The sequence below is a fragment of the Actinacidiphila sp. bgisy145 genome (assembly GCF_057708125.1).
This window is the reverse complement of the sequence record NZ_JBYIRL010000004.1, coordinates 128,652-151,978: the sequence shown is the minus strand read 5'-3', so window position 1 is coordinate 151,978 and position 23,327 is coordinate 128,652. Positions and strand designations below refer to the sequence as shown.

23 protein-coding genes are annotated in these 23,327 nt (G+C 72.4%); 12 read left to right on the top strand and 11 right to left on the bottom strand.

The window, feature by feature from the left end; genetic code table 11:
- Window positions 1-8: 8 nt before the first annotated feature.
- On the bottom strand, window positions 9-1,301 hold the full coding sequence (locus AC3ERT_RS05660) for an extracellular solute-binding protein (RefSeq protein ID WP_335977281.1): 1,293 nt from the start codon (window positions 1,299-1,301) through the stop codon (window positions 9-11).
- A 317-nt stretch (window positions 1,302-1,618) separates the two neighbouring features.
- Here AC3ERT_RS05660 and AC3ERT_RS05655 point away from each other — a divergent pair, with 317 nt between their 5' ends.
- From AC3ERT_RS05655 to mctP, 3 genes are all read left to right on the top strand, one after another.
- Entirely contained in the window at window positions 1,619-2,389 is a 771-nt protein-coding gene (locus AC3ERT_RS05655; RefSeq protein WP_335977282.1) for a GntR family transcriptional regulator, read from the top strand.
- A 255-nt stretch (window positions 2,390-2,644) separates the two neighbouring features.
- Window positions 2,645-2,869 (top strand): DUF3311 domain-containing protein, encoded by a 225-nt coding sequence (locus tag AC3ERT_RS05650; RefSeq protein ID WP_435126001.1) that lies wholly within the window; start codon window positions 2,645-2,647, stop codon window positions 2,867-2,869.
- Entirely contained in the window at window positions 2,866-4,506 is a 1,641-nt protein-coding gene (gene mctP, locus AC3ERT_RS05645; RefSeq protein WP_435172979.1) for a monocarboxylate uptake permease MctP, read from the top strand. The genes AC3ERT_RS05650 and mctP overlap by 4 nt, the downstream gene beginning before the upstream one ends.
- Window positions 4,507-4,614: 108 nt before the next feature.
- Here the strand turns inward: mctP and AC3ERT_RS05640 are convergent, their stop codons facing one another.
- Window positions 4,615-5,580, bottom strand: coding sequence for a helix-turn-helix domain-containing protein (locus AC3ERT_RS05640; protein ID WP_335977285.1), 966 nt, complete (start codon window positions 5,578-5,580; stop codon window positions 4,615-4,617).
- 89 nt (window positions 5,581-5,669) lie between these two features.
- Here AC3ERT_RS05640 and AC3ERT_RS05635 point away from each other — a divergent pair, with 89 nt between their 5' ends.
- From AC3ERT_RS05635 to AC3ERT_RS05625, 3 genes are all read left to right on the top strand, one after another.
- Complete coding sequence (locus AC3ERT_RS05635) at window positions 5,670-5,807, top strand: hypothetical protein (protein WP_335977287.1); 138 nt, start codon at window positions 5,670-5,672, stop codon at window positions 5,805-5,807.
- Between the two features lie 427 nt (window positions 5,808-6,234).
- Window positions 6,235-8,757 carry a ribonucleoside-diphosphate reductase subunit alpha gene (locus tag AC3ERT_RS05630; RefSeq protein WP_435172978.1) on the top strand — a complete coding sequence of 841 codons (2,523 nt, stop codon included), beginning with the start codon at window positions 6,235-6,237 and terminating at the stop codon, window positions 8,755-8,757.
- Entirely contained in the window at window positions 8,757-9,788 is a 1,032-nt protein-coding gene (locus AC3ERT_RS05625; RefSeq protein WP_435125989.1) for a ribonucleotide-diphosphate reductase subunit beta, read from the top strand. The genes AC3ERT_RS05630 and AC3ERT_RS05625 overlap by 1 nt, the downstream gene beginning before the upstream one ends.
- 43 nt (window positions 9,789-9,831) lie before the next feature.
- Here AC3ERT_RS05625 and def read toward each other — a convergent pair whose 3' ends face one another.
- From def to AC3ERT_RS05590, 7 genes are all read right to left on the bottom strand, one after another.
- Window positions 9,832-10,455 (bottom strand): peptide deformylase, encoded by a 624-nt coding sequence (def, locus tag AC3ERT_RS05620; protein WP_435172976.1) that lies wholly within the window; start codon window positions 10,453-10,455, stop codon window positions 9,832-9,834.
- Window positions 10,456-10,576: 121 nt separating this feature from the next.
- The gene (locus tag AC3ERT_RS05615; RefSeq protein ID WP_435172973.1) at window positions 10,577-11,581 is read right to left on the bottom strand and encodes a tetratricopeptide repeat protein; all 1,005 of its coding nucleotides are present in this window, start codon (window positions 11,579-11,581) and stop codon (window positions 10,577-10,579) included.
- Between the two features lie 125 nt (window positions 11,582-11,706).
- Window positions 11,707-12,546, bottom strand: a complete 840-nt coding sequence (locus tag AC3ERT_RS05610; protein ID WP_435172971.1) for an HD-GYP domain-containing protein — start codon at window positions 12,544-12,546, stop codon at window positions 11,707-11,709.
- 173 nt (window positions 12,547-12,719) lie between these two features.
- On the bottom strand, window positions 12,720-13,040 hold the full coding sequence (gene rsrA / locus AC3ERT_RS05605; RefSeq protein ID WP_335977296.1) for a mycothiol system anti-sigma-R factor: 321 nt from the start codon (window positions 13,038-13,040) through the stop codon (window positions 12,720-12,722).
- Window positions 13,037-13,729 carry a sigma-70 family RNA polymerase sigma factor gene (locus AC3ERT_RS05600; RefSeq protein WP_335977595.1) on the bottom strand — a complete coding sequence of 231 codons (693 nt, stop codon included), beginning with the start codon at window positions 13,727-13,729 and terminating at the stop codon, window positions 13,037-13,039. Before AC3ERT_RS05600 ends, rsrA begins: the two co-directional genes overlap by 4 nt.
- A gap of 355 nt (window positions 13,730-14,084) precedes the next feature.
- Entirely contained in the window at window positions 14,085-14,753 is a 669-nt protein-coding gene (locus tag AC3ERT_RS05595) for an alpha/beta hydrolase family protein (RefSeq protein ID WP_435125978.1), read from the bottom strand.
- Between the two features lie 141 nt (window positions 14,754-14,894).
- Complete coding sequence (locus tag AC3ERT_RS05590) at window positions 14,895-15,710, bottom strand: SOS response-associated peptidase (protein ID WP_435172970.1); 816 nt, start codon at window positions 15,708-15,710, stop codon at window positions 14,895-14,897.
- Between the two features lie 96 nt (window positions 15,711-15,806).
- Here AC3ERT_RS05590 and AC3ERT_RS05585 point away from each other — a divergent pair, with 96 nt between their 5' ends.
- The 4 genes from AC3ERT_RS05585 to AC3ERT_RS05570 all read left to right on the top strand — a co-directional run bounded on the left by AC3ERT_RS05585 (window position 15,807) and on the right by AC3ERT_RS05570 (window position 19,538).
- Window positions 15,807-16,520: a M50 family metallopeptidase gene (locus tag AC3ERT_RS05585; RefSeq protein ID WP_435172969.1), complete on the top strand. Its 714-nt coding sequence runs from the start codon at window positions 15,807-15,809 to the stop codon at window positions 16,518-16,520.
- 178 nt (window positions 16,521-16,698) lie between these two features.
- Complete coding sequence (gene aroA, locus AC3ERT_RS05580) at window positions 16,699-18,057, top strand: 3-phosphoshikimate 1-carboxyvinyltransferase (protein ID WP_435172967.1); 1,359 nt, start codon at window positions 16,699-16,701, stop codon at window positions 18,055-18,057.
- Window positions 18,058-18,062: 5 nt separating this feature from the next.
- Entirely contained in the window at window positions 18,063-19,064 is a 1,002-nt protein-coding gene (rsgA, locus tag AC3ERT_RS05575) for a ribosome small subunit-dependent GTPase A (protein ID WP_435172966.1), read from the top strand.
- A 150-nt stretch (window positions 19,065-19,214) separates the two neighbouring features.
- Window positions 19,215-19,538 (top strand): DMT family transporter, encoded by a 324-nt coding sequence (locus AC3ERT_RS05570; protein ID WP_202236051.1) that lies wholly within the window; start codon window positions 19,215-19,217, stop codon window positions 19,536-19,538.
- A gap of 45 nt (window positions 19,539-19,583) precedes the next feature.
- On the opposite strand, the gene AC3ERT_RS05565 is transcribed toward AC3ERT_RS05570, so the two are convergent.
- Window positions 19,584-20,147 carry a TetR/AcrR family transcriptional regulator gene (locus AC3ERT_RS05565; protein ID WP_435172965.1) on the bottom strand — a complete coding sequence of 188 codons (564 nt, stop codon included), beginning with the start codon at window positions 20,145-20,147 and terminating at the stop codon, window positions 19,584-19,586.
- Between the two features lie 168 nt (window positions 20,148-20,315).
- Here AC3ERT_RS05565 and hisN point away from each other — a divergent pair, with 168 nt between their 5' ends.
- Together hisN and AC3ERT_RS05555 are read left to right on the top strand one after the other, a co-directional pair.
- Window positions 20,316-21,113: a histidinol-phosphatase gene (gene hisN, locus AC3ERT_RS05560; protein ID WP_435125967.1), complete on the top strand. Its 798-nt coding sequence runs from the start codon at window positions 20,316-20,318 to the stop codon at window positions 21,111-21,113.
- A gap of 122 nt (window positions 21,114-21,235) precedes the next feature.
- Complete coding sequence (locus tag AC3ERT_RS05555) at window positions 21,236-21,628, top strand: CBS domain-containing protein (protein WP_435125964.1); 393 nt, start codon at window positions 21,236-21,238, stop codon at window positions 21,626-21,628.
- Window positions 21,629-21,734: 106 nt separating this feature from the next.
- On the opposite strand, the gene AC3ERT_RS05550 is transcribed toward AC3ERT_RS05555, so the two are convergent.
- Window positions 21,735-23,195, bottom strand: a complete 1,461-nt coding sequence (locus AC3ERT_RS05550) for a catalase (RefSeq protein WP_435172963.1) — start codon at window positions 23,193-23,195, stop codon at window positions 21,735-21,737.
- Window positions 23,196-23,327: the final 132 nt, after the last annotated feature.

Below are 23,327 nucleotides of genomic sequence, written 5' to 3'. Positions count from 1 at the left end.
CCGGGTGACTACTGCTGGCTGAGCCGCTTGTCGATCTCGGTGTCCGCCTTCTTGGCGGCCTCGCTCGGGGACTGGCCCTGGAGCACGCCGGTCATGAAGAGGGTGGTGATCGGGTTGGGCGCGTTCTCGACGTTGCCCCACGCCGGGATCAGCGGGGTGGTGCCGCCGTTGGCCGCGGCGGCGGCCGAGACGGAGCCGAACGCGTTGCCGCTCAGGTTGGAGTTGAGGCTCGCCTTGTTCGGGACGACGCCGCCTTCCTTGGCCAGCTCGCCCTCGAACTGGTCGGACAGCGCCAGCTTCAGGAAGTTCTGGGCCAGCTCGGGGTTCTTGCTCGCCTGGGAGATCGCCAGGTTGGAGCCGCCCACGAACACGCTGGCGGTCTTGTCGGCGGTCTTGCCGGGGAAGGCGAAGTAGCCGACCTGGTCCTTCAGCGCCGCGTTCTTGGAGATGGCGCCGGCCGCCTCCCAGCCCAGGCCCAGGAACGCGCCGACGTCGCCCTTGGCGAACACGTCGGACTGCTGCGGGGTCGCCTCGTCCTTGTCCTTGGGCGCGGTGCCGAAGGAGTTGAGCTTCTTGTAGAGGTTGATCGCCGCGGCGGCCTGCGGGGTGTCCAGGTTGCCCTGGTACTTGTCGCCATCCTTCTTGACCAGGTCGGCGCCCGCGTCGAGCAGGAAGCCGTCGAAGCCGTACCAGTCCTGGCCGGGCAGGTAGAAGGCGTCCTTGGTGCCCTTGGCCTTGATCTTGGTCAGGTCGGCGAAGAGCTCGTCCTGCGTCTTCGGCGTGGTGGTGATGCCGGCCGCGGACCAGATCTTCTTGTTGTAGACGACCACGCGGCTGGCGAAGTACCAGGGCGCGGCGAACTGCTTGCCGTCGTAGACCGCGGAGCCGTTGAGCGCCGGCACCCAGTCGTTGCCGCCGAGGTCGGCCTTGGCGCTGGTGAGGTCCTTCAGCCCGCCGGTCGCCGCGTAGTACGGCGTCTGGGTGTTGCCGACCTCGATGACGTCCGGCGGGGTGCTCTCCGACAGCGCCGTGGTGAGCTTCTGCTGGATGCCGTCCCACTGCTGGACGGTGATCTTCAGCTTCGCGCCGGGGTACTGCTTCTCGAACGCGGCGGTGATGTCCTTGGTCCACCCGGGCGGGTTGGAGCCGCTCATCAGCCATACGTTGAGGGTCTTGCCCTTGAAGTCGGCCGGGCCGGCCGAACTTCCCTTGCCCGAATCGGACTTGCTGTTGCCGCCGCAGGCCGCGACACCAGTGAGCACTGCCGCGACGCCGATCGCAGCGATGAGCTTGCGCCTCATGCCACCCTCCTCAAGGATGCCCGAAACTCCCCCCACCGCCCGAAATGCCGGCTGCCGCACGCACGTTTACAGCCGCGTCCTGCTCGTGGGTCTGGGATTGGTCATTAATGGTTTAGACCAGTACCCGGGAGCTTGGCCTAGACCTTTGGGGGTGTCAAGGGTGTATAAGAACACCCGTCGGACCTGTTATCGGACCGACACCTGGAGGGCATCAGCCACCCACCGCCTCCCTCCGGCGGGGAGCCCGTGCCACCATGTGACCGCGATCAACGGAGGAGCCGGTGACGGCAGCAGGACGGCAGTCGGGAGCACGCGGGATGGACAGCGCGACGGACAGCAACGCGGAATCCACGGGTACGGCGACCGCGGGCCGCACCGCTCGCGTGCCAAAGTACTACCGCCTCAAGCGCCATCTCCTGGACATCACCCAAACCATGCCCCCCGGTTCACCGGTGCCGCCCGAACGCACCCTGGCCACCGAGTTCGACACCTCCCGCACCACCGTGCGCCAGGCGCTCCAGGAGCTGGTGGTCGAAGGCCGGCTGGAGCGCATCCAGGGCAAGGGCACCTTCGTGGCCAAGCCGAAGGTCTCCCAGGCGCTGCAACTCACCTCGTACACCGAGGACATGCGCGCCCAGGGGCTCGAGCCCACCTCCCAGCTGCTGGACATCGGCTACATCACCGCCGACGACCGGCTGGCCGGGCTGCTCGACATGAAGGCCGGCGGCCGGGTGCTGCGGATCGAGCGGCTGCGGCTGGCCAACAGCGAGCCGATGGCGATCGAGACCACCCACCTGTCCGCCAAGCGCTTCCCGGCGCTGCGCCGCAGCCTGGCGAAGTACACCTCGCTGTACACCGCGCTCGCCGAGGTCTACGACGTCCGGCTGGCCCGGGCCGAGGAGACGATCGAGACGTCGCTGGCCACCCCGCGCGAGGCCGGGCTGCTCAGCACCGATGTCGGGCTGCCGATGCTGATGCTCTCCCGGCACTCGGTGGACACCACCGGCGAACCGGTGGAGTGGGTGCGGTCGGTGTACCGCGGCGACAGGTACAAATTCGTGGCGCGGCTCAACCGGCCCACCGACTGAGCCCGCACCGGAGCACATCCGGAGCTGCCAGCGAGCCGGCACCGAGCCGGTCTCCCGTCCCCGCCCCGCTCCCCGCCCACCGCACCGGGCCCGACCCGTACCGCTGATATCGGCACAGGTAGTGACGCCTGTCTCCGCTCTCCCATAGATTCCTGCGCACCGCAATGATCGCTCTAGGGGACGGGAGCACCAACTGTGCCGACAGCGCCGACACACGTGCCACCACCGCGCCGGCCGGCGGACGAACCACTGCCGGTGGTCACGCCCGCGCGGGTGGTGGCCGGAATCTGCCTGCTCATTCCACTCGTCAGCATGCTGTGGGTCAGCACCTACTCGCGGCTGACCCCGACCTTCATCGGGATGCCGTTCTTCTACTGGTACCAGCTCGCCTGGGTGCCGGTGTCGGCGGTGCTGACCTACACCGCGTACGTGCTGGTCCGGCGGGACGCGCGCAGCCGCAAGGACGGGGGCGCCAAGTGAACAACCACGTCGACGGGGTCGCGCTCGGCGTCCTCATCTTCTTCTTCGCCGCCGTCACGGCGATGGGCTTCATGGCCGCCCGCTGGCGCCGCGCGGACAACGCGCTGCACCTGGACGAGTGGGGGCTGGGCGGCCGCAGCTTCGGCACCTGGGTGACCTGGTTCCTGCTCGGCGGCGACCTGTACACCGCGTACACCTTCGTCGCCGTCCCGGCGGCCATCTACGGGGCCGGCGCGGCCGGCTTCTTCGCGGTGCCGTACACCATCATCGCCTACCCGCTGGTCTTCCTCTTCCTGCCGCGGCTGTGGTCGGTCTCGCGCCGGCACGGCTATGTGACCTCCTCGGACTTCATCCGCGGCCGGTTCGGCTCGAAGAGTCTGTCGGTGGCCGTCGCGCTCACCGGCATCCTGGCCACGATGCCCTACATCGCGCTCCAACTCGTCGGCATCCAGGCCGTGCTGGACGTGGTGGGGATCGGCGGCAGCGACTCGACCAACTGGTTCGTCAAGGACCTGCCGCTGCTGATCGCCTTCGGTGTGCTGGCCGCCTACACCTACTCCTCCGGGCTGCGCGCGCCCGCGCTGATCGCCTTCGTCAAGGACGCGCTGATCTACATCGTGATCGCGGTGGCGATCATCTACATCCCGTACAAGCTGGGCGGGTTCGACGACATCTTCCACAAGGCGAGCACCGCCTACGCGGTGAAGAACCCCGCCACCGGCAAGCCGCGCGGCTCGCTGCTGGTCGCCCCGCAGGCGCAGTGGTCGTACGCCACCCTCGCGCTGGGCTCCGCGATGGCGCTGTTCCTCTACCCGCACTCGGTGACCGCGGTGCTCTCCGGCAAGAGCCGCACCGTCATCCAGCGCAACACCGCGATCCTGCCGCTGTACTCGCTGATGCTCGGGCTGCTGGCGATGCTCGGCTTCATGGCGGTCGCGGACGGCGTCGGCAAGGGCGTCAAGGGCTACAACCCCCAACTCGCCATCCCCCAGCTCTTCGAGAACGTCTTCCCGAGCTGGTTCACCGGGGTCGCCTTCGCCGCGATCGCGATCGGCGCGCTGGTGCCCGCCGCGATCATGTCCATCGCCGCGGCGAACCTGTTCACCCGCAACATCTACAAGGACCTGATCCGCCCCCACGCCACCGCCGAGGAGGAGACCCGCGTCTCCAAGCTGGCCTCGCTGGTGGTGAAGGTCGGCGCGCTGGTCTTCGTGCTGTCGATGGACAAGACCGTGGCGATCAACTTCCAGCTGCTGGGCGGCATCTGGATTCTGCAGACGGTGCCGGCGATCGTCGGCGGGCTGTTCACCCGGTGGTTCCACCGCTGGGCGCTGCTGGCCGGCTGGGCCGCGGGCATGGCGTACGGCACCTGGAAGGCGTACGAGCAGTCCAGCCCGGCGCAGGCGCACTTCGGCGGGAACTCCGACACGATTCCGGGGATCGGCCGGATCGGGTACATCGGGCTCACCGCGTTCGTGCTCAACCTGGTCGTGGCCGTGGTGCTCACATTGGTGCTCCGTGCGGTGAAGGCGCCGGCGGGCACCGACGAGACCGTCCGCGCCGACTACAGCGCCGCGCCGGGCGAACCGGGCGAACCCGAACTCCCGCTGGCCCCCACGACCGCCCCTTCCGCATAGCCGCGGGACCTTCCGAGGAGGGTGGTCGACGGGCGTAGGAACCACGCGCGTCGACCACCCGCGTCGACCACGCGCGTCGACCACGCGGCGGCGGGAAGGTCCGGGCCGCTACGCCGACGGGCTCGGCGAGCGGAAGGTACGCCGGTACGCCTGCGGGGTGGTGCCGGTCCAGCGCACGAAGTGATGCCGCATGGTGGCCGCGTTGCCGAAACCGGCCCGCAGCGCGACGGAGTCGACCGTCTCGTCGGTCCCCTCCAGCAACTCCCGGGCGAGCAGCACACGTTGCCCGAGCAGCCAGCGGTACGGCGTGGTCCCGGTCTCCTGCTGGAAGCGCCGCGCGAAGGTGCGCGGCGACATGTGGGCGCGCAGCGCCAGCTCCTCCACGGTCACCTCGCGGTCCAGGTGCCGCTCCATCCAGGACAGCACCCCGCCGACGGTGTCGCTCTGCGCGCGGGGCAGCGGCCGGTCCACGTACTGCGCCTGGCCGCCCTCGCGGTGCGGCGGGACCACCATCCGCCGGGCGATGCCGTTGGCGACCGCGCTGCCCTGCTCCTTGCGGACGAGGTGCAGGCAGGCGTCGATCCCCGCCGCGGTGCCGGCCGAGGTGACCACGCCGGCGTCGTCGACGTAGAGCACGTCGGCCTCGACCCGGGCGAGCGGGTGGCGCCGCGCGAGCCGGTCGGCGTGCCGCCAGTGCGCGGCGCACCGCCGCCCGTCCAGCAGCCCGGCCGCACCGAGCACGAACACCCCCGAGCACACGCTCAGTACGGTCGCGCCGCGCTCGACCGCGCGGTTGAGCGCGTCCAGCATCGGCTGCGGGAAGTCCCGGTCGTTGTAGGCGTCGCCGGCCGGCACCGCCACGAGGTCGGCCTCCTCCAGCCGGTCCAGGCCCTCGGGCACCACCATCTCGAACCCGGCGTGCGTGCGCACCCGCGGGCCCTCCGCCGAGACCACCGCGAAGTCGTACCGGGGCAGCCCCTCGTCACTGCGGTCGAGCCCGAACACCTCGCAGACCACCCCGAGTTCGAAGGGGTGCACCCCGTCCAGGACCACCGTCGCCACGTTCGCCAGCATGGCGTCCAGAGTGCCATCTGGCAGTATGTTGCGGTAGTACGGCAGTCCTGCCACTGTTCGCCGGTAAGCCGCGTGAGCACCATTGACTCATGACCGTTCTCCTGGACATCGCCGCCCTCCTCGCCCTCGCACTCGCCCTCACCTTCGTCCCCGTCCTCGGCCTGCGCCACGAGGCGAAGATCACCCGGGAACTGAAGGAGGCCGACCGCAAGCGCGCCCAGCTGTGAACCCCCGAAGGGGCCGGCACCCTCGGTACCGGCCCCCTGAAAGCCCGCCCGGCGCGGCCCCGCAACGTCCACAGCCCGGACCAGGACTGACCGTGCGACACAACATGTAGGGGTGCCTTCGACGGGCAGCACTACATGTATGCTCGACCTCGTTGCCGCAGGGGAAGCCGGTGGAAATCCGGCGCTGCCCCGCAACGGTGAACGGCCGCGCCCCGGCGCGCCGTACAGCCCGATCGCCTGCCGGCCGCCACGTCCGCGTGCACACCCACGCGGGAGTGCCTCCCGCGCCCTCCGGGCGCGACAGGAGGAACCGTCCGGGCCTCGTGGACTGGGCCGACGGGCGCACGGCGGCGTGCCGGAAAACGCCCCGCCCTGCCTCCCGCCGTCCGCCGCGCGGCCGCCGCCGCGTACGAGGGAGAGCACCACCGTGACCACCGCGCCCACCGCCCCCGCGCCCACCGCCGAGACCGCCTCGGCGGCCCCCACCGCTCCGCCCGGCCGGCCCGTGGTGCCGGAGCCCGGGGACAGCGCCGGTGCCGAACTCCTGCGCACGCTGGTCGCCTTGACCGCCGACCTGCCCGACACCGACCCCGGCCGGGTCAGCGCCGCGGCCCTGCGCGGCCGCAGCGCGGGCGCCGGACGCGCCGAACTGCGCGCCCTGGCCACCGACGCGGCCGCCGGGCTGATCTCCGAGGACCCCGCCTACTCCCGGCTCGCCGCCCGCCTGCTGACCGAGGCCATCGCCGAGGAGGCGGCCGGGCAGGGCGCGGTCTCCTTCACCGCCTCCGTCGCCGTCGGCCACCGCGAGGGCCTGATCGGCGACCGCACCGCCGCCTTCGCCGCCGCCCACGCGGACCGGCTGGACGCGCTGGTGGCCGAGGCCCTCGCGGGCGGTGCCGACGACCGCTTCGGCTACTTCGGCCTGCGCACCCTGCACAGCCGCTACCTGCTGCGGCACCCGATCACCCGCCAGGTGATCGAGACCCCGCAGCACTTCATGCTGCGGGTCGCCTGCGGCCTCGCGGACAACGACAGCGCCGGCACCGGCGCCGACACCGGGGCCGGCACCCGCGCGGTGGACGAGGTCGCCGCGCTGTACCGGCTGATGAGCGCGCTGGAGTACCTGCCCAGCTCCCCCACCCTCTTCAACTCCGGCACCCGCCACCCGCAGATGTCCTCCTGCTACCTGCTGGACTCCCCGCTCGACCAGCTGGACTCCATCTACGACCGCTACCACGAGGTGGCGCGGCTGTCGAAGCACGCGGGCGGCATCGGCATCCCCTACTCCCGGGTGCGGGCCCGCGGTTCACTGATCCGCGGCACCAACGGGCACTCCAACGGCATCGTGCCGTTCCTGAAGACCCTGGACGCCTCGGTGGCCGCGGTGAACCAGGGCGGGCGCCGCAAGGGCGCCGCCGCGGTCTACCTGGAGACCTGGCACGCCGACATCGAGGAGTTCCTCGAACTGCGCGACAACACCGGCGAGGACGCCCGCCGCACCCACAACCTCAACCTCGCGCACTGGGTGCCGGACGAGTTCATGCGCCGGGTCGACGCCGACGCCGACTGGTCGCTGTTCTCGCCCGCCGACGTGCCCGAGCTGGTCGACCTGTGGGGCGAGGACTTCGACGCCGCCTACCGCCGTGCCGAGGCCGCCGGGCTGGCCCGCCGCACCCTGCCGGCCCGCGAGCTGTACGGCCGGATGATGCGCACCCTCGCGCAGACCGGCAACGGCTGGATGACGTTCAAGGACGCCGCCAACCGCACCGCGAACCAGACCGCCCGGCCCGGGCGGACCGTGCACTCGTCCAACCTGTGCACGGAGATCCTGGAGGTCTCCGACGACTCCGAGACGGCCGTGTGCAACCTGGGGTCGGTGAACCTGGGCGCGTTCGTCGTCGAGGGCGGTGGCGAGGGCAGCAGCGACGGCAGCAGCGACGGCAATGGCAACGGCGACGGCATCGACTGGGAGCGGCTGGACCGCACCGTGCGCACCGCGGTGACCTTCCTGGACCGCGTGGTGGACATCAACTACTACCCGACCGAGCAGGCCGGCCGCTCCAACGCCCGCTGGCGGCCGGTGGGGCTGGGCGTCATGGGCCTCCAGGACGTCTTCTTCCGGCTCCGCCTGCCCTTCGGCTCCGAGGCCGCCCGCCGGCTGTCCACGAAGATCGCCGAGCGGATCATGCTCGCCGCCTACGAGGCGTCCTGCGACCTCGCCGAGCGCAGCGGACCGCTGCCTGCCTGGGACCAGACCCGCACCTTCGACGGCGTGCTGCACCCCGACCACTTCGCCACCGCCCCGCACTGGCCGGACCGCTGGGCCGCGCTGCGCGCCCGGATCGCCACCACCGGCCTGCGCAACTCGCTGCTGCTGGCGATCGCCCCGACCGCGACCATCGCCTCCATCGCCGGCGTCTACGAGTGCATCGAGCCGCAGGTGTCCAACCTCTTCAAGCGCGAGACGCTCTCCGGTGAGTTCCTCCAGGTCAACTCCTACCTGGTCGCGGACCTCAAGCGGCTGGGGCTGTGGGACGCGCCGACCCGCGAGGCGCTGCGCGAGGCCAACGGCTCGGTGCAGGGCATCGACCGGATTCCCGCGCAGGTGCGCGAGCTGTACCGCACCGCGTGGGAGCTGCCGCAGCGCGCCCTGATCGACCTGGCCGCGGACCGCACGCCGTACCTCGACCAGAGCCAGTCGCTGAACCTGTTCCTGGAGACGCCGACGATCGGCAAGCTCAGCTCGATGTACGCCTACGCGTGGAAGCGGGGGCTGAAGACCACGTACTACCTGCGGTCGCGGCCGGCGACCCGGATCGCCCGCGCGGCGTCCGCCGCCGCGTCGGCGGGGTCCGCACCCGCGGCACCCGCCGCCGTACCGGTGATCGCCGACGCCGACGCGATCGCCTGCTCCCTTGAGAACCCCGAGTCCTGCGAGGCATGCCAGTAATGACCACCGAGACCGCCCGCACCACCGCCGCGAAGAACCTGCTCGACCCGGGCTTCGAACTGACCCTGCGCCCGATGCGCTACCCGGACTTCTACGAGCGCTACCGCGACGCCATCAAGAACACCTGGACCGTGGAGGAGGTCGACCTCCACTCCGACGTCGCCGACCTCGCCAAGCTCTCCCCGGCCGAACAGCACCTGATCGGACGGCTCGTGGCGTTCTTCGCCACCGGCGACTCCATCGTCTCCAACAACCTGGTGCTCACCCTCTACAAGCACATCAACTCCCCCGAGGCGCGGCTCTACCTGTCCCGCCAGCTCTTCGAGGAGGCCGTCCACGTCCAGTTCTACCTGACCCTCCTGGACACCTACCTGCCCGACCCCGACGACCGCGCCGCCGCGTTCGCCGCCGTCGAGAACATCCCCTCCATCCGCGAGAAGGCGCAGTTCTGCTTCCGCTGGATGGACTCCGTGGAGACCGTCGACCGGCTGAACGACCGCGACGACCGGCGCCGCTTCCTGCTCAACCTGATCTGCTTCGCCGCCTGCATCGAGGGCCTGTTCTTCTACGGCGCCTTCGCCTACGTGTACTGGTTCCGCTCCCGCGGTCTGCTGCACGGCCTGGCCACCGGCACCAACTGGGTGTTCCGCGACGAGACGATGCACATGTCCTTCGCGTTCGACGTCGTGGACACCGTGCGCAAGGAGGAGCCGGACCTCTTCGACGCCGAACTGCGCGACCAGGTCACCGACATGATGCGCGAGGCGGTCGAGGCGGAACTGCTCTTCGCCCGCGACCTGTGCGGCGACGGCCTGCCCGGCATGAACACCTCGTCCATGCGGGAGTACCTCCAGTGCGTCGCCGACCAGCGGCTCACCCGCCTCGGCTTCCCCGCGGTCTACGGCTCGGAGAACCCCTTCTCCTTCATGGAGTTGCAGGGCGTGCAGGAGCTCACCAACTTCTTCGAGCGCCGCCCTTCCGCCTACCAGATCGCCGTCGAGGGCACGGTGGCCCTCGACGAGGACTTCTGAGTGCGGCCTGACTTCTGGGCGCGGGCTTCCGAGTGCGGCCGCGTCAGTCGTTGGGGACCGTCTCGAAGCGGGGGGTGGCCTCGGCCATCTGCCGCATGACGTCCTTGCGGTCGCGCTTGGAGAGGCGGTCGATGTAGAGGCGGCCGTAGAGGTGGTCGGTCTCGTGCTGGAGGCAGCGCGCGAAGTAGCCGGTGCCCCGGACGGTGATCGGGTTGCCCTGGAGGTCCTGGCCGCGGACCACCGCGTAGTCGGGGCGGGCGAGCTCCATGTAGGCGCCCGGCACGGACAGGCAGCCCTCGTTGGAGTCGTCCAGCCGGCGCCGGTCCGCGGGGAGTTCGACGAGCACCGGGTTGCAGACGGCGCCGACGTGCCGGACGTCGTCGTCATCGGCGCAGTCGTAGACGAAGACCTTCAGGTCGACGCCGATCTGGTTCGCGGCCAGGCCGACCCCCTCGGCGGCGCGCTGCGAGGCGAACATGTCGTCCACCAGGGCGAGGAGGGCGTCGTCGAAGTCGGTGACGTCCTGGCACTCGCGGTGCAGCACCGGGTTGCCCACGACCGTGATCGGCCGCACGGTGCCGCGCTCGCGGTGGGCCTGCTCGCGGTCCGCCGCGTCGGTCACGTCGTCGACGAAGTCGGGTTGCTGCTCGGTGTGCTGCTGGGACATCTCCGCCGTACGCCTTCCCGGAACCTGAAAGTGATCCGTCCCAGGGTACGGGACCGCGCGGGGCCCCACCGCCGAGATCGCGAAGCGGGCCGGGGCCGGGCCGGGCGGCGGGCGGGGAGGGTCAGCAGACCTCTTCCAGGTCCCGCCAGTCCCGGGTGTCCGGGCTGTCGGCGACCCAGCTGTCGAGCAGGCCGTGGACCAGGCCGGCCGGGGCGGCGATGCCGCACTCCCGCTCGGGGGTCCAGCCCGGCTCCTCCCCGGCGTGGCTGAGGTGGCTGAGGTGGCCCGGGTGGCCCGGCTCGCCGTGGTCATGCGGGTCGCGGGTGGCCGCGGAGCCGTCGTCGGTGGGCATCCGGCTCTCCGAGCAGGTGCGGCACAGCAGCCGCACCGAGGACGACCAGTCCTCGGCGGCGTAACCGGCCTCGGCGGCCAGCCGCTCCAGGGCGTCGCGGTCGGCCTGGGTGCCGGCTTCCAGGAGCACCAGCCAGGTCGGCACCGGCGAGGGCGCCCACAGCTCGATCTCGTCGAAGACCGGGTAGACCGACGCGCCGGAACCGCGTTCGGTGGCCCGCTCGCCGTGCGGCACTCCGTCGTGGAGGACGACCTCGCCCCAGCGCCGCCCGGAGGACGGCAGCGGGATGGACAGCACCTCGATCCGGGCGGGATCCAGCCGCCGCCCCCAGACGACCTCGGCCTCACCCTCGGGGGACAGCCGCACCGCGGCGCTGCCCAGCGGCAGCCGCGCCGACTCCTCGCCGCCGCGCTCGGCGGTGCCGGCCGGCATCCGCAGCCCGTACGCCTGCCAGGCGCGGCGGGCCAGCGGCCAGTCCTGGAGGGCGGTCGCGGCGATGCCGAGGTTCCACCAGTCGGGAGCCCCGACCGGGCGGTCCAGCAGCGCGACCGCGCGCAGCCCGGCGATCCGGGCCTGGGCCCAGTCGTGCCGGAACTTGTGCAGCAGCGCGAGGTTGTACCAGGACTCCGACAGCCACGGCTCCAGATCGGCGGCCCGGGTCAGCAGCGCGCCGGCGTCCTCGTAGCGACCGTCGTCGATCAGCGTGAACGCCCGGTCGGTGGCCTGGCGCCACGTGGGCGACGGCCGGTGCCGCACTCTTCCGAAGATCTTCAACGTCAGTTCCCGCCTGCCCGCTCAGCCGGTCGGCCCGGTGCGGCCCGTAGCACCCTGTACGACACCAACCTTGCACATTCTGGCCGTTGTCTCAGCCCGAGCCCGCTGCTCGCGGAACGCGGGCCTCACCCGACTCCCTTGCCCTTCGCACCGGCATCCAACCATGCCCAGGTCGGACGGTGTGCGGGCACCCTGGACAGCAGGGGGCCCTCGACCGCCGCGGTCGCCCCGCACAGCACCGCGGCCGGCCGGTCGGGCAGGTCCGGCCGGTGCGAAACGTCCGACCGGTGCGGAAGGTCCGGCAGGTCCGGCCGGTGCGGCATTTCGGCCGCGGGCCGCGCCGCGAGCGCGCCCGCCAGCGCCTCCACCATCATCGGGTCGAACTGCGTGCCCGCGCAGCGCCGCAGCTCCGCCAGCGCGGGCCCGTCCGGCCGGGCCCGGCGGTAGCTGCGGGTGGACGTCATCGCGTCGAACGCGTCGGCCACCGCCACGATCCTGGCCGCCTCCGGAATCCGGCCCCCGGCCAGCCCGTACGGGTACCCGGTGCCGTCGATCCGCTCGTGGTGGTGCAGTACCGCGGCGCGGGCCTCCCCGAGCACGGAGATGCCGCGCAGCACGCTGTCCCCGTCGACCGGGTGGCGCTCGATCACGCGGCGCTCCTCGTCGGTGAGCGGGCCGTTCTTGCGCAGCACCCCGGTCGGCACCGCGAGCTTGCCGATGTCGTGCAGGGTGCCGCCGAGCCGGACCGCCTCGACCCGGGCCGCGGGCGCGCCCAGTTCACGGGCGACCAGCGCGGCCAGCGCGCCGACCCGCTCGCTGTGCGCCCTGGTGTAGGGGTCCTTGAGCTCCAGGGCCTGCATCAGCGCCTGCACGGTCGCCTGCTGCGCCTCCTGCCGGACCCGGCGGGCGCAGGCGGGACCCCAGCAGACCGCGTGCGGCGGCGAGCGGCGGTGTGCGGCTGGCACGGCGGCGCCTCCTAGTCCGTACGGACGTGTACGAGACTCAGGAGGATAGGGCCGCGGCGCCCGGCGATCCGGACTTTGGGGCCATTACGCCGGAAGGGGGCACCGCCGCCCACTCGTAGGGGTGAGTTACGGCCGAGTGGCTTGACGCCGGTCCGGAAGCCGTCCCGGGGCCGTCAGGCCGACGGCGCCTCGGTCGTGGTGATCTCGGAGCCGAGCGCCTCCTGGTCGGAGACGTCCTCGCCGCGGCGGACCAGCTCGATCCGCATCATCACCTTGGACCGCAGGTCGCGGGGCACGTCGTCGGAGCCGCAGCAGCGTTTCACCAGCTTCTTGACGGCGACTTCCAGGCCGTACTTCTCCAAGCAGGGGTGGCACTCGTCGAAGTGCTCCTTGAACTTGGCGCAGGCGTCGTCGGACATCTCCTCGTCGAGGTACTCGTAGAGGTGGTCGAGCACCTCGGAGCAGTCCGTCTCATGTGCGTCTCCGCAGCTCATGAATCCGCGCCCTTCTCACGTGCCGCACCGGCGGGGACGAGCCCGCGGTCCCGGGCGTAGTCCTCGAGCAGTTCGCGGAGCTGGCGGCGTCCGCGGTGCAGCCGCGACATCACGGTCCCGATGGGTGTACCCATGATGTCCGCGATCTCCTTGTACGCAAAGCCCTCGACATCCGCGAGATACACCGCGATGCGGAACTCCTCGGGGATGGTCTGCAGGGCCGTCTTCACGTCGGAGTCGGGCAGGTGGTCCAGCGCCTGGGACTCCGCGGAGCGCAGGCCGGTGGACATGTGCGACTCGGCGCGCGCGAGCTGCCAGTCCTCGATCTCCTCCGAGCCGCTGCGCAGCGGCTCGCGCTGCTTCTTGCGGTAGGAGTTGATGAAGCTGTTGGTGAGGATGCGGTACAGCCACGCCTTGAGGTTGGTGCCCTCGCGGAACTGGTGGAACGACGCGTACGCCTTCGCGTACGTCTCCTGCACCAGGTCCTCGGCATCGGCCGGGTTGCGCGTCATGCGCAGGGCGGCCGAGTACATCTGGTCCAGGAACTCCAGCGCGTCCCGCTCGAACCGCCGGCTGCGCTGCGCCTCGGTCTCCTGTGCCGCCCCCGTGGCCGCGGACACGGGCTCGCCCGAAGCGGACGCACCCGTCGTGCCCGCCGTGCTGTCGTCGGTGCCGGTGACCGGACCCACCTCCTCGATAACGCCGGCGCGCCCAGAAGAGGACCCGCCCGCTTGGGAGGATATTGCACGGCTGGTGGACGTGCCGGTCGCGGCCTTGCCCCGGTCCTGCTCGGGCCACCGGGTCCAGTCCAGATACGGCGCTGCGGCGGCCTGACCAGCACTGACGGTCGCGATCTGCGCGCTCACCTGTGCCGCGGCCTCCTCGCGTGACCGGCATGCGGCTGAAACCATGCGGCTGCCTCTCTCACCCTGTGCGGTACCGCCCGGCGCGGCCCTGTCGACACGCACAACAGCGCGCGCGCTGTCGTCATTCCCGCGGACGAGAAGCGCACCCGTTCGGCCTACCGCGCCGGTTGCAGGCCCCTCACTCCGGGGCGGCGAACCCCAGTCCCGCCAGCCATTCCGCGACGGCCCCGGTGATCCGGGCGAGCGCCGCTTCCTGGGTGACCGGCGCCCGCTTGGGCACCGCGAAGGCGTGGTCGGCGTGCGGCACCTCGATCGGGCGCCGCTCCGCCGGGAACTCCTCGGGCCGCCCGAAGGGGTCGGCGCCGCCCTGCACGCCGAGCAGCGGCACCACGTCGGCCGCGCCCGCCAGTTCGTCGTAGCGGGACTTCTCCGGCCTGCCGGGCGGGTGCAGCGGGTAAGCCAGCGCGAGCACGGCGGCCGCGCCCAGCTCAGGCGCGGTGCGGCAGGCGACCCGGGCGCCCGCGCTGCGCCCGCCGGCCACCACCGGCAGCCCGGGCGCGGCCAGCCGCGGCCACACCGCCCGCCAGCCGGTGTCCAGGGTTTTCGGCGCCGGGGCGATCTTCTTCCCGGCGACCCGCCAGGGCTGCTCGACCAGCGCGACGCCCACCTCGCGGCCTGGCAGCGCCTCGGCCAGCGCGGCCAGGTCGCGGGCGGTGATGCCGCCGCCCGCGCCGTGCCCGAGGGCCAGTACGCAGCGGGCCCGGCCCGCGGGCCGGTGCCAGATGATCCGGGCCGGGCCCGCCGGGGTCTCGACGCTCTCTACGCTCTCGACGTCAGGGGTGTGCATCCCGCCAAGCCTGCCAGAGCGCCCCGGCCCGGGCGGCGCGGCCCGCAGGCCGTGCGTCGGAGGCGTGCGCCGGATCGGAAGCGCGCGTCAGATCAGAAGCGTGCGCCGGATCAGAAGCGCGCGCCGGATCGGAAGCGCGCGTCAGAAGAGCGTCTCCTCCTCCGGCGCCGCCAGCTCCGCGAGGAGTTCCGGCCCGTTGTTCCGCACGTTGCTGACCGCGGTGCCGACCGGGTGGGCCCGCAGCAGTCCCGCGGGCGGGGCGGTCAGCAGGCCCTGGAGCACCTCGGGGTCGCTGCTTCGCGGGTCCAGCCAGGCGTCCCAGCGGTCGGGGGTCATCATCAGCGGCATCCGCGGGTGGATGGCGGCGAGCGAGCGGGGGCCGGTCCCGTCGTATCCGGCCAGGTCGGTGCTCTCCGCCTCGGTGGTGAGCACCGTGCAGGTGGCCCACCAGGCGCGCGGGTGGCCGTCGGGGAGGGTCGTGTCGCGCCAGAACTCGTAGAGCCCGGCCATCGCGAAGACCGAGCCGTCGGCGGGGGTGACGAAGTAGGGCTGCTTGCGGGAGCGCTTCTTGCGGCCCTCCTCCTCCAGCTGCCGCTCCTGGACGCCGGTCACCCACTCGTAGTACCCGTCGGCGGGGATCAGGCAGCGGCGGGCGGTCAGCGCGCGGCGGAAGGACGGCTTCTCGGCGGCGGTCTCGGCGCGGGCGTTGATCATCCGCACCCCCACGTCGGGGCTCTTCGCCCAGGACGGCACCAGGCCCCAGCGCAGCGTCCGCAGCTGCCGGACCGGCTCCGGGGAACCGGAGTCACGCACAGGACGGTCGAGTATGACGGAGACGTCCTTGGTCGGAGCGACGTTCCAGTCGGGCGCGAGGGTCTCCTCCGGGTCCCACCGGTGGACCTCGAAGAGGTCGACGAGTTCCTCGGGTTTCCGGCTCGCCGCATATCGACCGCACATGGCTGCCACACTGCCACGACCACGGGCCCGGCCGACACCCCGGGCACGGCAGGGCCCGTCCCGGGCCGCGGGAGACCCGAGAGGAATGAGCACCGCATGAACGTCGCGAGCATCACCGAGATGTGGGACCGGCTGACCGGCACGCAGTCCGCCCCCTCGCACTGGCTGGTGGGGGCCACGGCCCTGGTCGCACTGGCCGCCGTGGTGGTGCGCGGTGCCTGGCACCTCACCCGCAACGCCGTGACGATCGCGCACGAGGGCGGCCACGGCCTGGTCGCCCTGCTGACCGGCCGCCGCCTCCAGGGCATACAGCTGCACTCCGACACCTCGGGCCTGACCGTCTCCAAGGGCCGCCCGCACGGCCCCGGCATGGTCTTCACCGCCGCCGCCGGCTACACCGCTCCCCCGCTGCTGGGCCTGGCCGGAGCCGGGCTGCTGACCGCCGGGCACATCACCGCGCTGCTGTGGGGCGCGACCGCGCTGCTCCTGGTGATGCTCGTCATGATCCGCAACGCGTACGGGGTGCTGACCGTGGTCGTCACCGGCGCGCTGTTCCTGCTGGTGTCGTGGCTGACGAACGCGCAGGTGCAGGCTGTGTTCGCGTACCTGGCGGTGTGGTTCCTGCTGCTGGGCGGGGTCCGGCCGGTCGCGGAGCTGCAGGGCTCCCGCCGCCGGGACCGCAGCGGTGCCTCGGACGCCGACCAGCTCGCCCGGCTCACGCACACCCCGGCGGCCCTGTGGCTGCTGCTGTTCTACGTCGTCGCGCTGTGCTCGCTGTTCGCCGGCGGCCGGTGGCTGCTGGTGCGGTGAGGCGGCGCCCTGAACGGCGAGCGGCCGGGAAAGCCGGCGGGCGGCACGGGGCACGGGGCCTTCGGGGGGTCCGTTGCGGGCGGACGGGCGGCAGAGGGTAGCGGCACCCTGTTTCCGGCGGGTTTCGCCGTATTCGTCGGCTCATCTCCCCTGACCTGAGCCACTAGGCTTGCTGCCCATGACCGACAGCACCCCGCAGACCGATCTGTGGCCGGCCCCGACCGCGCCCGCCGCCGTGGACGCCACCGTCCACGTGCCGGGTTCGAAGTCGGTGACCAACCGCGCCCTGGTGCTCGCCGCGCTGTCCGCGGAGCCCGGATGGCTGCGCCGCCCGCTGCGCAGCCGCGACACCGTGCTCATGGCGGACGCGCTGCGCGCGATGGGCGTGCAGATCGACGAAACGGTCAACCCCGACGGCGGCGAGGCATGGCGGATCATCCCCGCCGGGCTGTACGGCCCGGCCACCGTGGACGTCGGCAACGCGGGCACCGTGATGCGCTTCCTGCCGCCGGTGGCCTCGCTCGCCGACGGCCCGGTCCGCTTCCAGGGCGACGCCCGGTCCTACGAGCGCCCGCTGCACGGCGTGATCGACGCCCTGCGCGCGCTCGGCGCCCGGATCGACGACGAGGGCCGCGGCGCGCTGCCGATGACCGTGCACGGCGCCGGGTCGCTGTCCGGCGGCGCGGTGGACATCGACGCGTCGTCCTCGTCGCAGTTCGTCAGCTCCCTGCTGCTGTCCGGGCCGCGCTTCAACAAGGGCCTGGAGCTGCGGCACACCGGCGAGTCGCTGCCGTCGGTGCCGCACATCCGGATGACCGTCGACATGCTGCGCAAGGCCGGCGCCAAGGTGGACGCCCCCGAGGACGGCGGCACCGCCGGTGTCTGGCGGGTCGCGGCGGGCGCGCTGCTGGGCCGGGACCTGACGGTGGAGCCGGACCTGTCGAACGCGGCGCCGTTCCTGGCCGCCGCCCTGGTCACCGGCGGCCGCGTCACCGTGCCGGGCTGGCCGCGCGTCACCGCGCAGCCCGGCGACGCGCTGCGCGACATCTTCACCCGGATGGGCGGCTCCTGCGAGCTGACCGACCACGGCCTGACCTTCGCCGGCAGCGGCCGGCTGCGTCCGCTCGTCGCCGACCTGGGCGACGTGGGCGAACTGACCCCGGTGATCGCCGCGGTCGCCGCGCTCGCCGACGGCGAGTCCCGGCTGACCGGCATCGCCCATCTGCGGCTGCACGAGACCGACCGGCTGGCCGCGCTGGCCGCCGAGCTGAACGCCCTGGGCGGCGACGTCCACGAGACCGACGACGGCCTGGTGATCCGCCCCCGCGCGCTGCACGGCGGGGTCTTCCACACCTACGACGACCACCGGCTCGCCACGGCAGCCGCGGTGATCGGGCTGTCCGTGCCCGGCGTCGAGGTGGAGGACATCGCGACGACCGCGAAGACGCTGCCGGACTTCGCCGACCTGTGGACGGGCATGCTGGCCCGCCCGGGCACCGGGCCCGCGGGTCCCGGCGCCGGGCAGGGACGGAGCTGACCTCCATGCGCCGCTACGGCAAGAACCCCGACGAGGACGACGTCCGGGTCCGCCCGAACAGCCGGGGCACCCGCCCGCGCACCTCGATCCGCCCCAAGCACGAGGACGCCGCCGAGGGCATGGTGCTCACCGTGGACCGCGGCCGGCTCACCGTCCTGGTCGAGGACCGCGAGGTCACCGCGATGAAGGCGCGCGAGCTGGGCCGCAAGTCGGCGGTGGTCGGCGACCGGGTGGCCGTGGTCGGCGACCTGTCGGGCGCCAAGGACACCCTGGCGCGCGTCGTGCGGGTGGAGAAGCGCACCTCGGTACTGCGCCGCACCGCCGACGACACCGACCCCTACGAGCGGGTGGTGGTCGCCAATGCCGACCAGCTGGCCATCGTCACCGCGCTCGCCGACCCCGAGCCGCGCCCCCGGATGATCGACCGCTGCCTGGTCGCCGCCTATGACGCGGGCCTGACCCCGCTGCTGGTGCTCACCAAGTCCGACCTGGCGCCGCCCGAGCCGCTGCTGGAGACCTATGGCGCGCTCGACCTGCCGTACGTCGTCACCAACCGGGACGACTTCCTGACCGGCGGGGTGGAACAGGTCCGGCAGCGGCTGGCCGGGCATGTCACCGCGCTGGTCGGGCACAGCGGGGTGGGCAAGACCACGCTGGTGAACGCGCTGGTCGAGCGGCAGCGGACCACCGGTGTGGTCAACGCCGTCACCGGCCGCGGCCGCCACACCACCACCTCGGCGCTCGCGCTGCCGCTGCCCGGCGAGAACGGGTGGGTGATCGACACCCCGGGGGTGCGGTCGTTCGGCCTGGCGCACATCGACCCGTCGCGGGTGATCCAGGCGTTCCCCGACCTGGTGCCCGGCACCGAGGAGTGCCCGCGCGCCTGCTCGCACGACGAGCCGGACTGCGCGCTGGACGCCTGGGTGGCGGCCGGCCACGCCGAACCCGCCCGGCTGGACTCGCTGCGCCGCCTGCTGGCCACCCGCGAGCGCCACGAAGACGACTGACGGCGTGAAGCTCACCGCGGCACGCAGGCACTGACGGTACCCCCATCGGTTCCCCGCACCGTCTGTGTGATGATCGGCTCCGAACACACGCGTGCGACGCACAGCCCAACGCGGTACGCGGAACGACGGATACGGATACGGAGGCACCCGATGCCCTGGCTTCTCGTGGTGGTCGCGGGGCTCTTCGAGACGGGGTTCGCGGTGTGCCTGAAGCTGTCGCACGGCTTCACCAGACTGTGGCCGACGGTGGCCTTCTGCCTGTTCGCGCTCGGCTCGTTCGGCCTGCTGACCCTCTCCCTGAAGCGCCTCGACGTCGGCCCGGCGTACGCGGTGTGGACCGGCATCGGCGCGGCCGGCACCGCCATCTACGGCATGGCGTTCCTCGGCGACCTGGTCTCCGCGCTCAAGCTGGTGTCGATCTCGCTGGTGATCCTCGGCGTGATCGGCCTTCAGATCTCCGGCTCCTCGCACTGAGCCCGCGCGCCTGGGCCCGCCCGCCCGGATGGTCCTGACGCGACGTCAGTGCCGGTGCCGTACCAGCAGGCTGCGCACCATCCGCGCGATCCGCGTACACGCCTCCTCGTCGCTGCGCGCGGGCGCGACGACGTACGAGACGGTCAGGCGGACCGCCGTGTCGCCGGCCCACGCGAGCTCCGCGGCGGGCACCCGGGGCGCCGCGGCGGCAAGGCCCGCGGTGACCCGGGCCCGCAGCGCGTCGGCGAGGTCGGGCAGCGGCGGCAGCCGGGAGCGCGGGCCCTGGTCCCCGGCGAGCGCGGCCCGCACCAGGGGGCTGCGCCGGGCGCGGCCCAGCGTCCAGCCGGCCGCGGCCGCCATCCGGTCGCCGGCGTCGCCGCCGGCGCGCGCGGCCCGGGCCAGCACCTCGTCGAGCCCGGCGAGGTAGTGCTCGGCCTCGCGCCGCACCAGCGCGCGGCCGAGCCCGTCCTTGCCGCCGAACTCGTTGTAGAGGGTCTGCCGGGACACACCCGCGGCCGCGGCCACCTCGACCATCCGGACCTCGTTCCACGCCCGTTCGGTGAGCGCGGTGGACGCCGCTTCGAGGAGTGCTTCGCGCACGGTAGGCATCGTTGCCTCCCCAGTACCGCAGGCGTCGTGGGCGGCGGGCGTGCCGAGAAGGATCGGCGCGGGCGGGCACCCTGTCAAGGCCGCGCGGCGGGCGGCGCCGGTGGCGGTCGTGTGGCGGGGCCGTGGACGTGATGGCCCCGGACCTGGCGGAATCGATAGGTTCGGGCCATGCCCGATTACAACGACGACCTGCGGCTGGCCCATGTGCTCGCCGACGCCGCCGACGCCGCGACGATGGAGCGGTTCAAGGCGATCGACCTGAAGGTGGAGACGAAGCCCGACCTGACGCCGGTGACCGAGGCGGACAAGGCCGCGGAGGAGCTGATCCGCGGCCAGCTCGCCCGGGCCAGGCCGCGGGACGCGGTGCTCGGCGAGGAGTACGGCAGCGAGGGCGGCGGCGCCCGCCGGTGGATCGTCGATCCGATCGACGGCACCAAGAACTACGTGCGCGGCGTGCCGGTGTGGGCGACGTTGATCTCCCTCGCGGTGCGCGGCGAGGGCGGCGACGAGGTGGTGGTCGGTGTGGTGTCCGCGCCCGCGCTCGGCCGGCGCTGGTGGGCGGCGAAGGGCGGCGGCGCCTACACCGGGCGCAGCCTGTCCTCGGCGACCCGGCTGCACGTCTCGGGGGTCGGGCGGCTGGAGGACGCGTCCTTCGCGTACTCCTCGCTGTCCGGCTGGGAGGAGGCGGGCCGGCTGGAGGGCTTCCTGCACCTGACCCGCAACTGCTGGCGGACCCGCGGGTACGGCGACTTCTGGCCGTACATGATGGTCGCCGAGGGCTCGGTGGACATCTGTGCGGAACCGGAGCTGAGCGTCTGGGACATGGCGGCGAACGACGTGATCGTGCGGGAGGCGGGCGGCCGGTTCACCTCGCTGGAAGGCGAGTCGGGGCCGTTCGGCGGCAACGCGGCGGCGTCCAACGGGCTGCTGCACGAGGAGTTGCTGGGGTACTTGGGGCGGATCTGACCCTTGCACGGCGAGGGCACGGTGTGTAACCATGACATCACCCTCGCTTGTGAACTTGTGAAACCGTTCACGGAAGGCCCCCACGGCCCGCGCGGACGGTTCCACCCCCTGGAGGTCCCCCCATGCTGGTCAGCGACGCAATGAGCACGGTGGTACTCACCATCGGCCCCGCCCACACCCTCCGCCAAGCCGCCCGACTGATGTCCGCCCGCCGGATCGGCGCGGCCATCGTCCTCGATCCCGACACCTGCGGGCTCGGCATCCTCACCGAGCGCGACGTCCTCGACGCGGTCGGCGCCGGGCTCGACCCCGACCACGAGCACGCGCACGACCACACCACCACCGACGTCGTCTTCGCCGCACCGGCGTGGACGCTGGAGGAGGCCGCCTCCGCCATGGTCCGCGGCAACTTCCGGCACCTGATCGTGCTGGACGGCCGCGATCCGGTGGGCGTGGTGTCCGTCCGCGACATCATCCGCCTGTGGGCGCCCGCCCGCACCGCCGTCCCGGCCTGATCCCCACTCCGGCCCGACGCGCGGGCATAACGCGCGGACATGACCGGAGGGGGACCGGAGCCCCATGGCGTCCGGTCCCCCTCCGGTGTACGGTCAAGCGCCGGTTTCAGCCGCGGAGGGCCTGGACCGCGGCCTCCAGCCGCTTGCCGTAGTCGGGGTCCGCGGCGCGGAAGTTGCCGATCGCGCGCGCGACGATGTCCGCACGCGAGACCTGCGCGAGCGCGCCGGCGAGGTTGTCGATCAAGCGCGCCCTGGCGTCCTCGTCGAGCATCCGGTAGAAGTCCCCGGCCTGCACGAAGTCGTCGTCCTCGGCGTGCGCGGGCGCGGCGGCGTACTGCGTGGCGCCGGTGAGCGCGGTGGACTCCCACAGCGGGCGGCCGGTCTCGGCGGGGCCGCCGAAGCTGTTCGGCTCGTAGTTCCTCGCGCCCTTGTGGCGGCCGTCGTACAGGCGGCCGTCCCGGCCGTAGGTGCGCGCCGTCGTGGCGTGCGGGCGGTTGACCGGGAGGTGGTCGGCGTTGATGCCGACGCGGTAGCGGTGCGCGTCACCGTAGGCGAACAGCCGGCCCTGGAGCATCTTGTCCGGGGACGGGCCGATGCCGGGCACGAAGTGCGCGGGGCTGAAGACCGACTGCTCGACCTCGGCGAAGACGTTCTCCGGATTGCGGTTCAGCTCCAGGCGACCGATCTCGACCGGCGGGTAGTCCGCGTGCGGCCACACCTTGGTGAGGTCGAACGGGTTGAAGCGGTACGTCGCCGCGTCGGCGGCCGGCATCACCTGGACCTGCACGGTCCAACTCGGGTACGCGCCGCGCTCGATGGCCTCCCGCAGATCGCGCTGGTGCGAGTCCGGGTCGCTCCCGGCCAGCCGCGCGGCCTCGTCGGGGGCGAGGTTCCTGATGCCCTGGTCGGTCTTGAAGTGGTACTTCACCCAGAAGACCTCGCCCGCCTCGTTGCTCCACTGGTAGGTGTGCGAGCCGTAGCCGTTGAGGTGGCGGTAGGAGGCGGGGATGCCGCGGTCGCTGAACAGCCAGGTCACCTGGTGGGTGGACTCCGGGCTCAGCCCCCAGAAGTCCCAGACGTTGTCCGCCTCCTGGGAGCCGGTGTACGGGTCGCGCTTCTGGGTGTGGATGAAGTCGGGGAACTTCAGGGCGTCCTTGATGAAGAACACCGGGGTGTTGTTGCCGACGAGGTCGTAGTTGCCCTCCTCGGTGTAGAACTTCACCGCGAAGCCGCGCGGGTCGCGCACCGCGTCCGCCGAGCCGAGGTTGCCCGCCACGGTGGAGAACCGCAGGAACACCTCCGTCTCCTTGCCGACCTGCGACAGGAACGCCGCCCGGGTCCACTGCGACACGTCCCGGGTCAGCGTGAAGGTGCCGTACGCCCCGGCGCCGCGCGCGTGCACCACCCGCTCCGGGATGCGCTCGCGGTTGAAGTGGGCGAGCTTCTCCAGCAGGTGCTGGCTCTGCACCAGGACCGGACCGCCGGGGCCGGCCGTCTCGCTGTTCTGGTTGTCCGCGACGGGCGCACCCGACTCCGTGGTCAGCGGACCCGTCTCCTGAGCAGTCACCTGATGCCTCCCTGATCTCGCTTCGTCCCTCGGCCACCGCCGTCCTCACCATCGGTGCCGGACTCGATCCTACGATAGACATTGTCTAAGTCAAGACCTGAGTCATTCATGGATGAGATCCGCCCTCTGGAC

Bases quoted from the DNA above. Each gene is read 5' to 3' on its own strand.
- hisN (WP_435125967.1), top strand. From the start codon at position 20,316: ATGCCCGATTACAACGACGACCTGCGGCTGGCCCATGTGCTCGCCGAC.
- AC3ERT_RS05570 (WP_202236051.1), top strand. From the start codon at position 19,215: ATGCCCTGGCTTCTCGTGGTGGTCGCGGGGCTCTTCGAGACGGGGTTC.
- def (WP_435172976.1), bottom strand. From the start codon at position 10,455: ATGTCCCAGCAGCACACCGAGCAGCAACCCGACTTCGTCGACGACGTG.
- aroA (WP_435172967.1), top strand. From the start codon at position 16,699: ATGACCGACAGCACCCCGCAGACCGATCTGTGGCCGGCCCCGACCGCG.
- AC3ERT_RS05660 (WP_335977281.1), bottom strand. From the start codon at position 1,301: ATGAGGCGCAAGCTCATCGCTGCGATCGGCGTCGCGGCAGTGCTCACT.
- AC3ERT_RS05590 (WP_435172970.1), bottom strand. From the start codon at position 15,710: ATGTGCGGTCGATATGCGGCGAGCCGGAAACCCGAGGAACTCGTCGAC.
- AC3ERT_RS05640 (WP_335977285.1), bottom strand. From the start codon at position 5,580: ATGCTGGCGAACGTGGCGACGGTGGTCCTGGACGGGGTGCACCCCTTC.
- AC3ERT_RS05625 (WP_435125989.1), top strand. From the start codon at position 8,757: ATGACCACCGAGACCGCCCGCACCACCGCCGCGAAGAACCTGCTCGAC.
- AC3ERT_RS05655 (WP_335977282.1), top strand. From the start codon at position 1,619: ATGGACAGCGCGACGGACAGCAACGCGGAATCCACGGGTACGGCGACC.
- rsgA (WP_435172966.1), top strand. From the start codon at position 18,063: ATGCGCCGCTACGGCAAGAACCCCGACGAGGACGACGTCCGGGTCCGC.
- AC3ERT_RS05595 (WP_435125978.1), bottom strand. From the start codon at position 14,753: ATGCACACCCCTGACGTCGAGAGCGTAGAGAGCGTCGAGACCCCGGCG.
- AC3ERT_RS05635 (WP_335977287.1), top strand. From the start codon at position 5,670: ATGACCGTTCTCCTGGACATCGCCGCCCTCCTCGCCCTCGCACTCGCC.
- AC3ERT_RS05565 (WP_435172965.1), bottom strand. From the start codon at position 20,147: ATGCCTACCGTGCGCGAAGCACTCCTCGAAGCGGCGTCCACCGCGCTC.
- AC3ERT_RS05555 (WP_435125964.1), top strand. From the start codon at position 21,236: ATGCTGGTCAGCGACGCAATGAGCACGGTGGTACTCACCATCGGCCCC.
- AC3ERT_RS05585 (WP_435172969.1), top strand. From the start codon at position 15,807: ATGAACGTCGCGAGCATCACCGAGATGTGGGACCGGCTGACCGGCACG.
- rsrA (WP_335977296.1), bottom strand. From the start codon at position 13,040: ATGAGCTGCGGAGACGCACATGAGACGGACTGCTCCGAGGTGCTCGAC.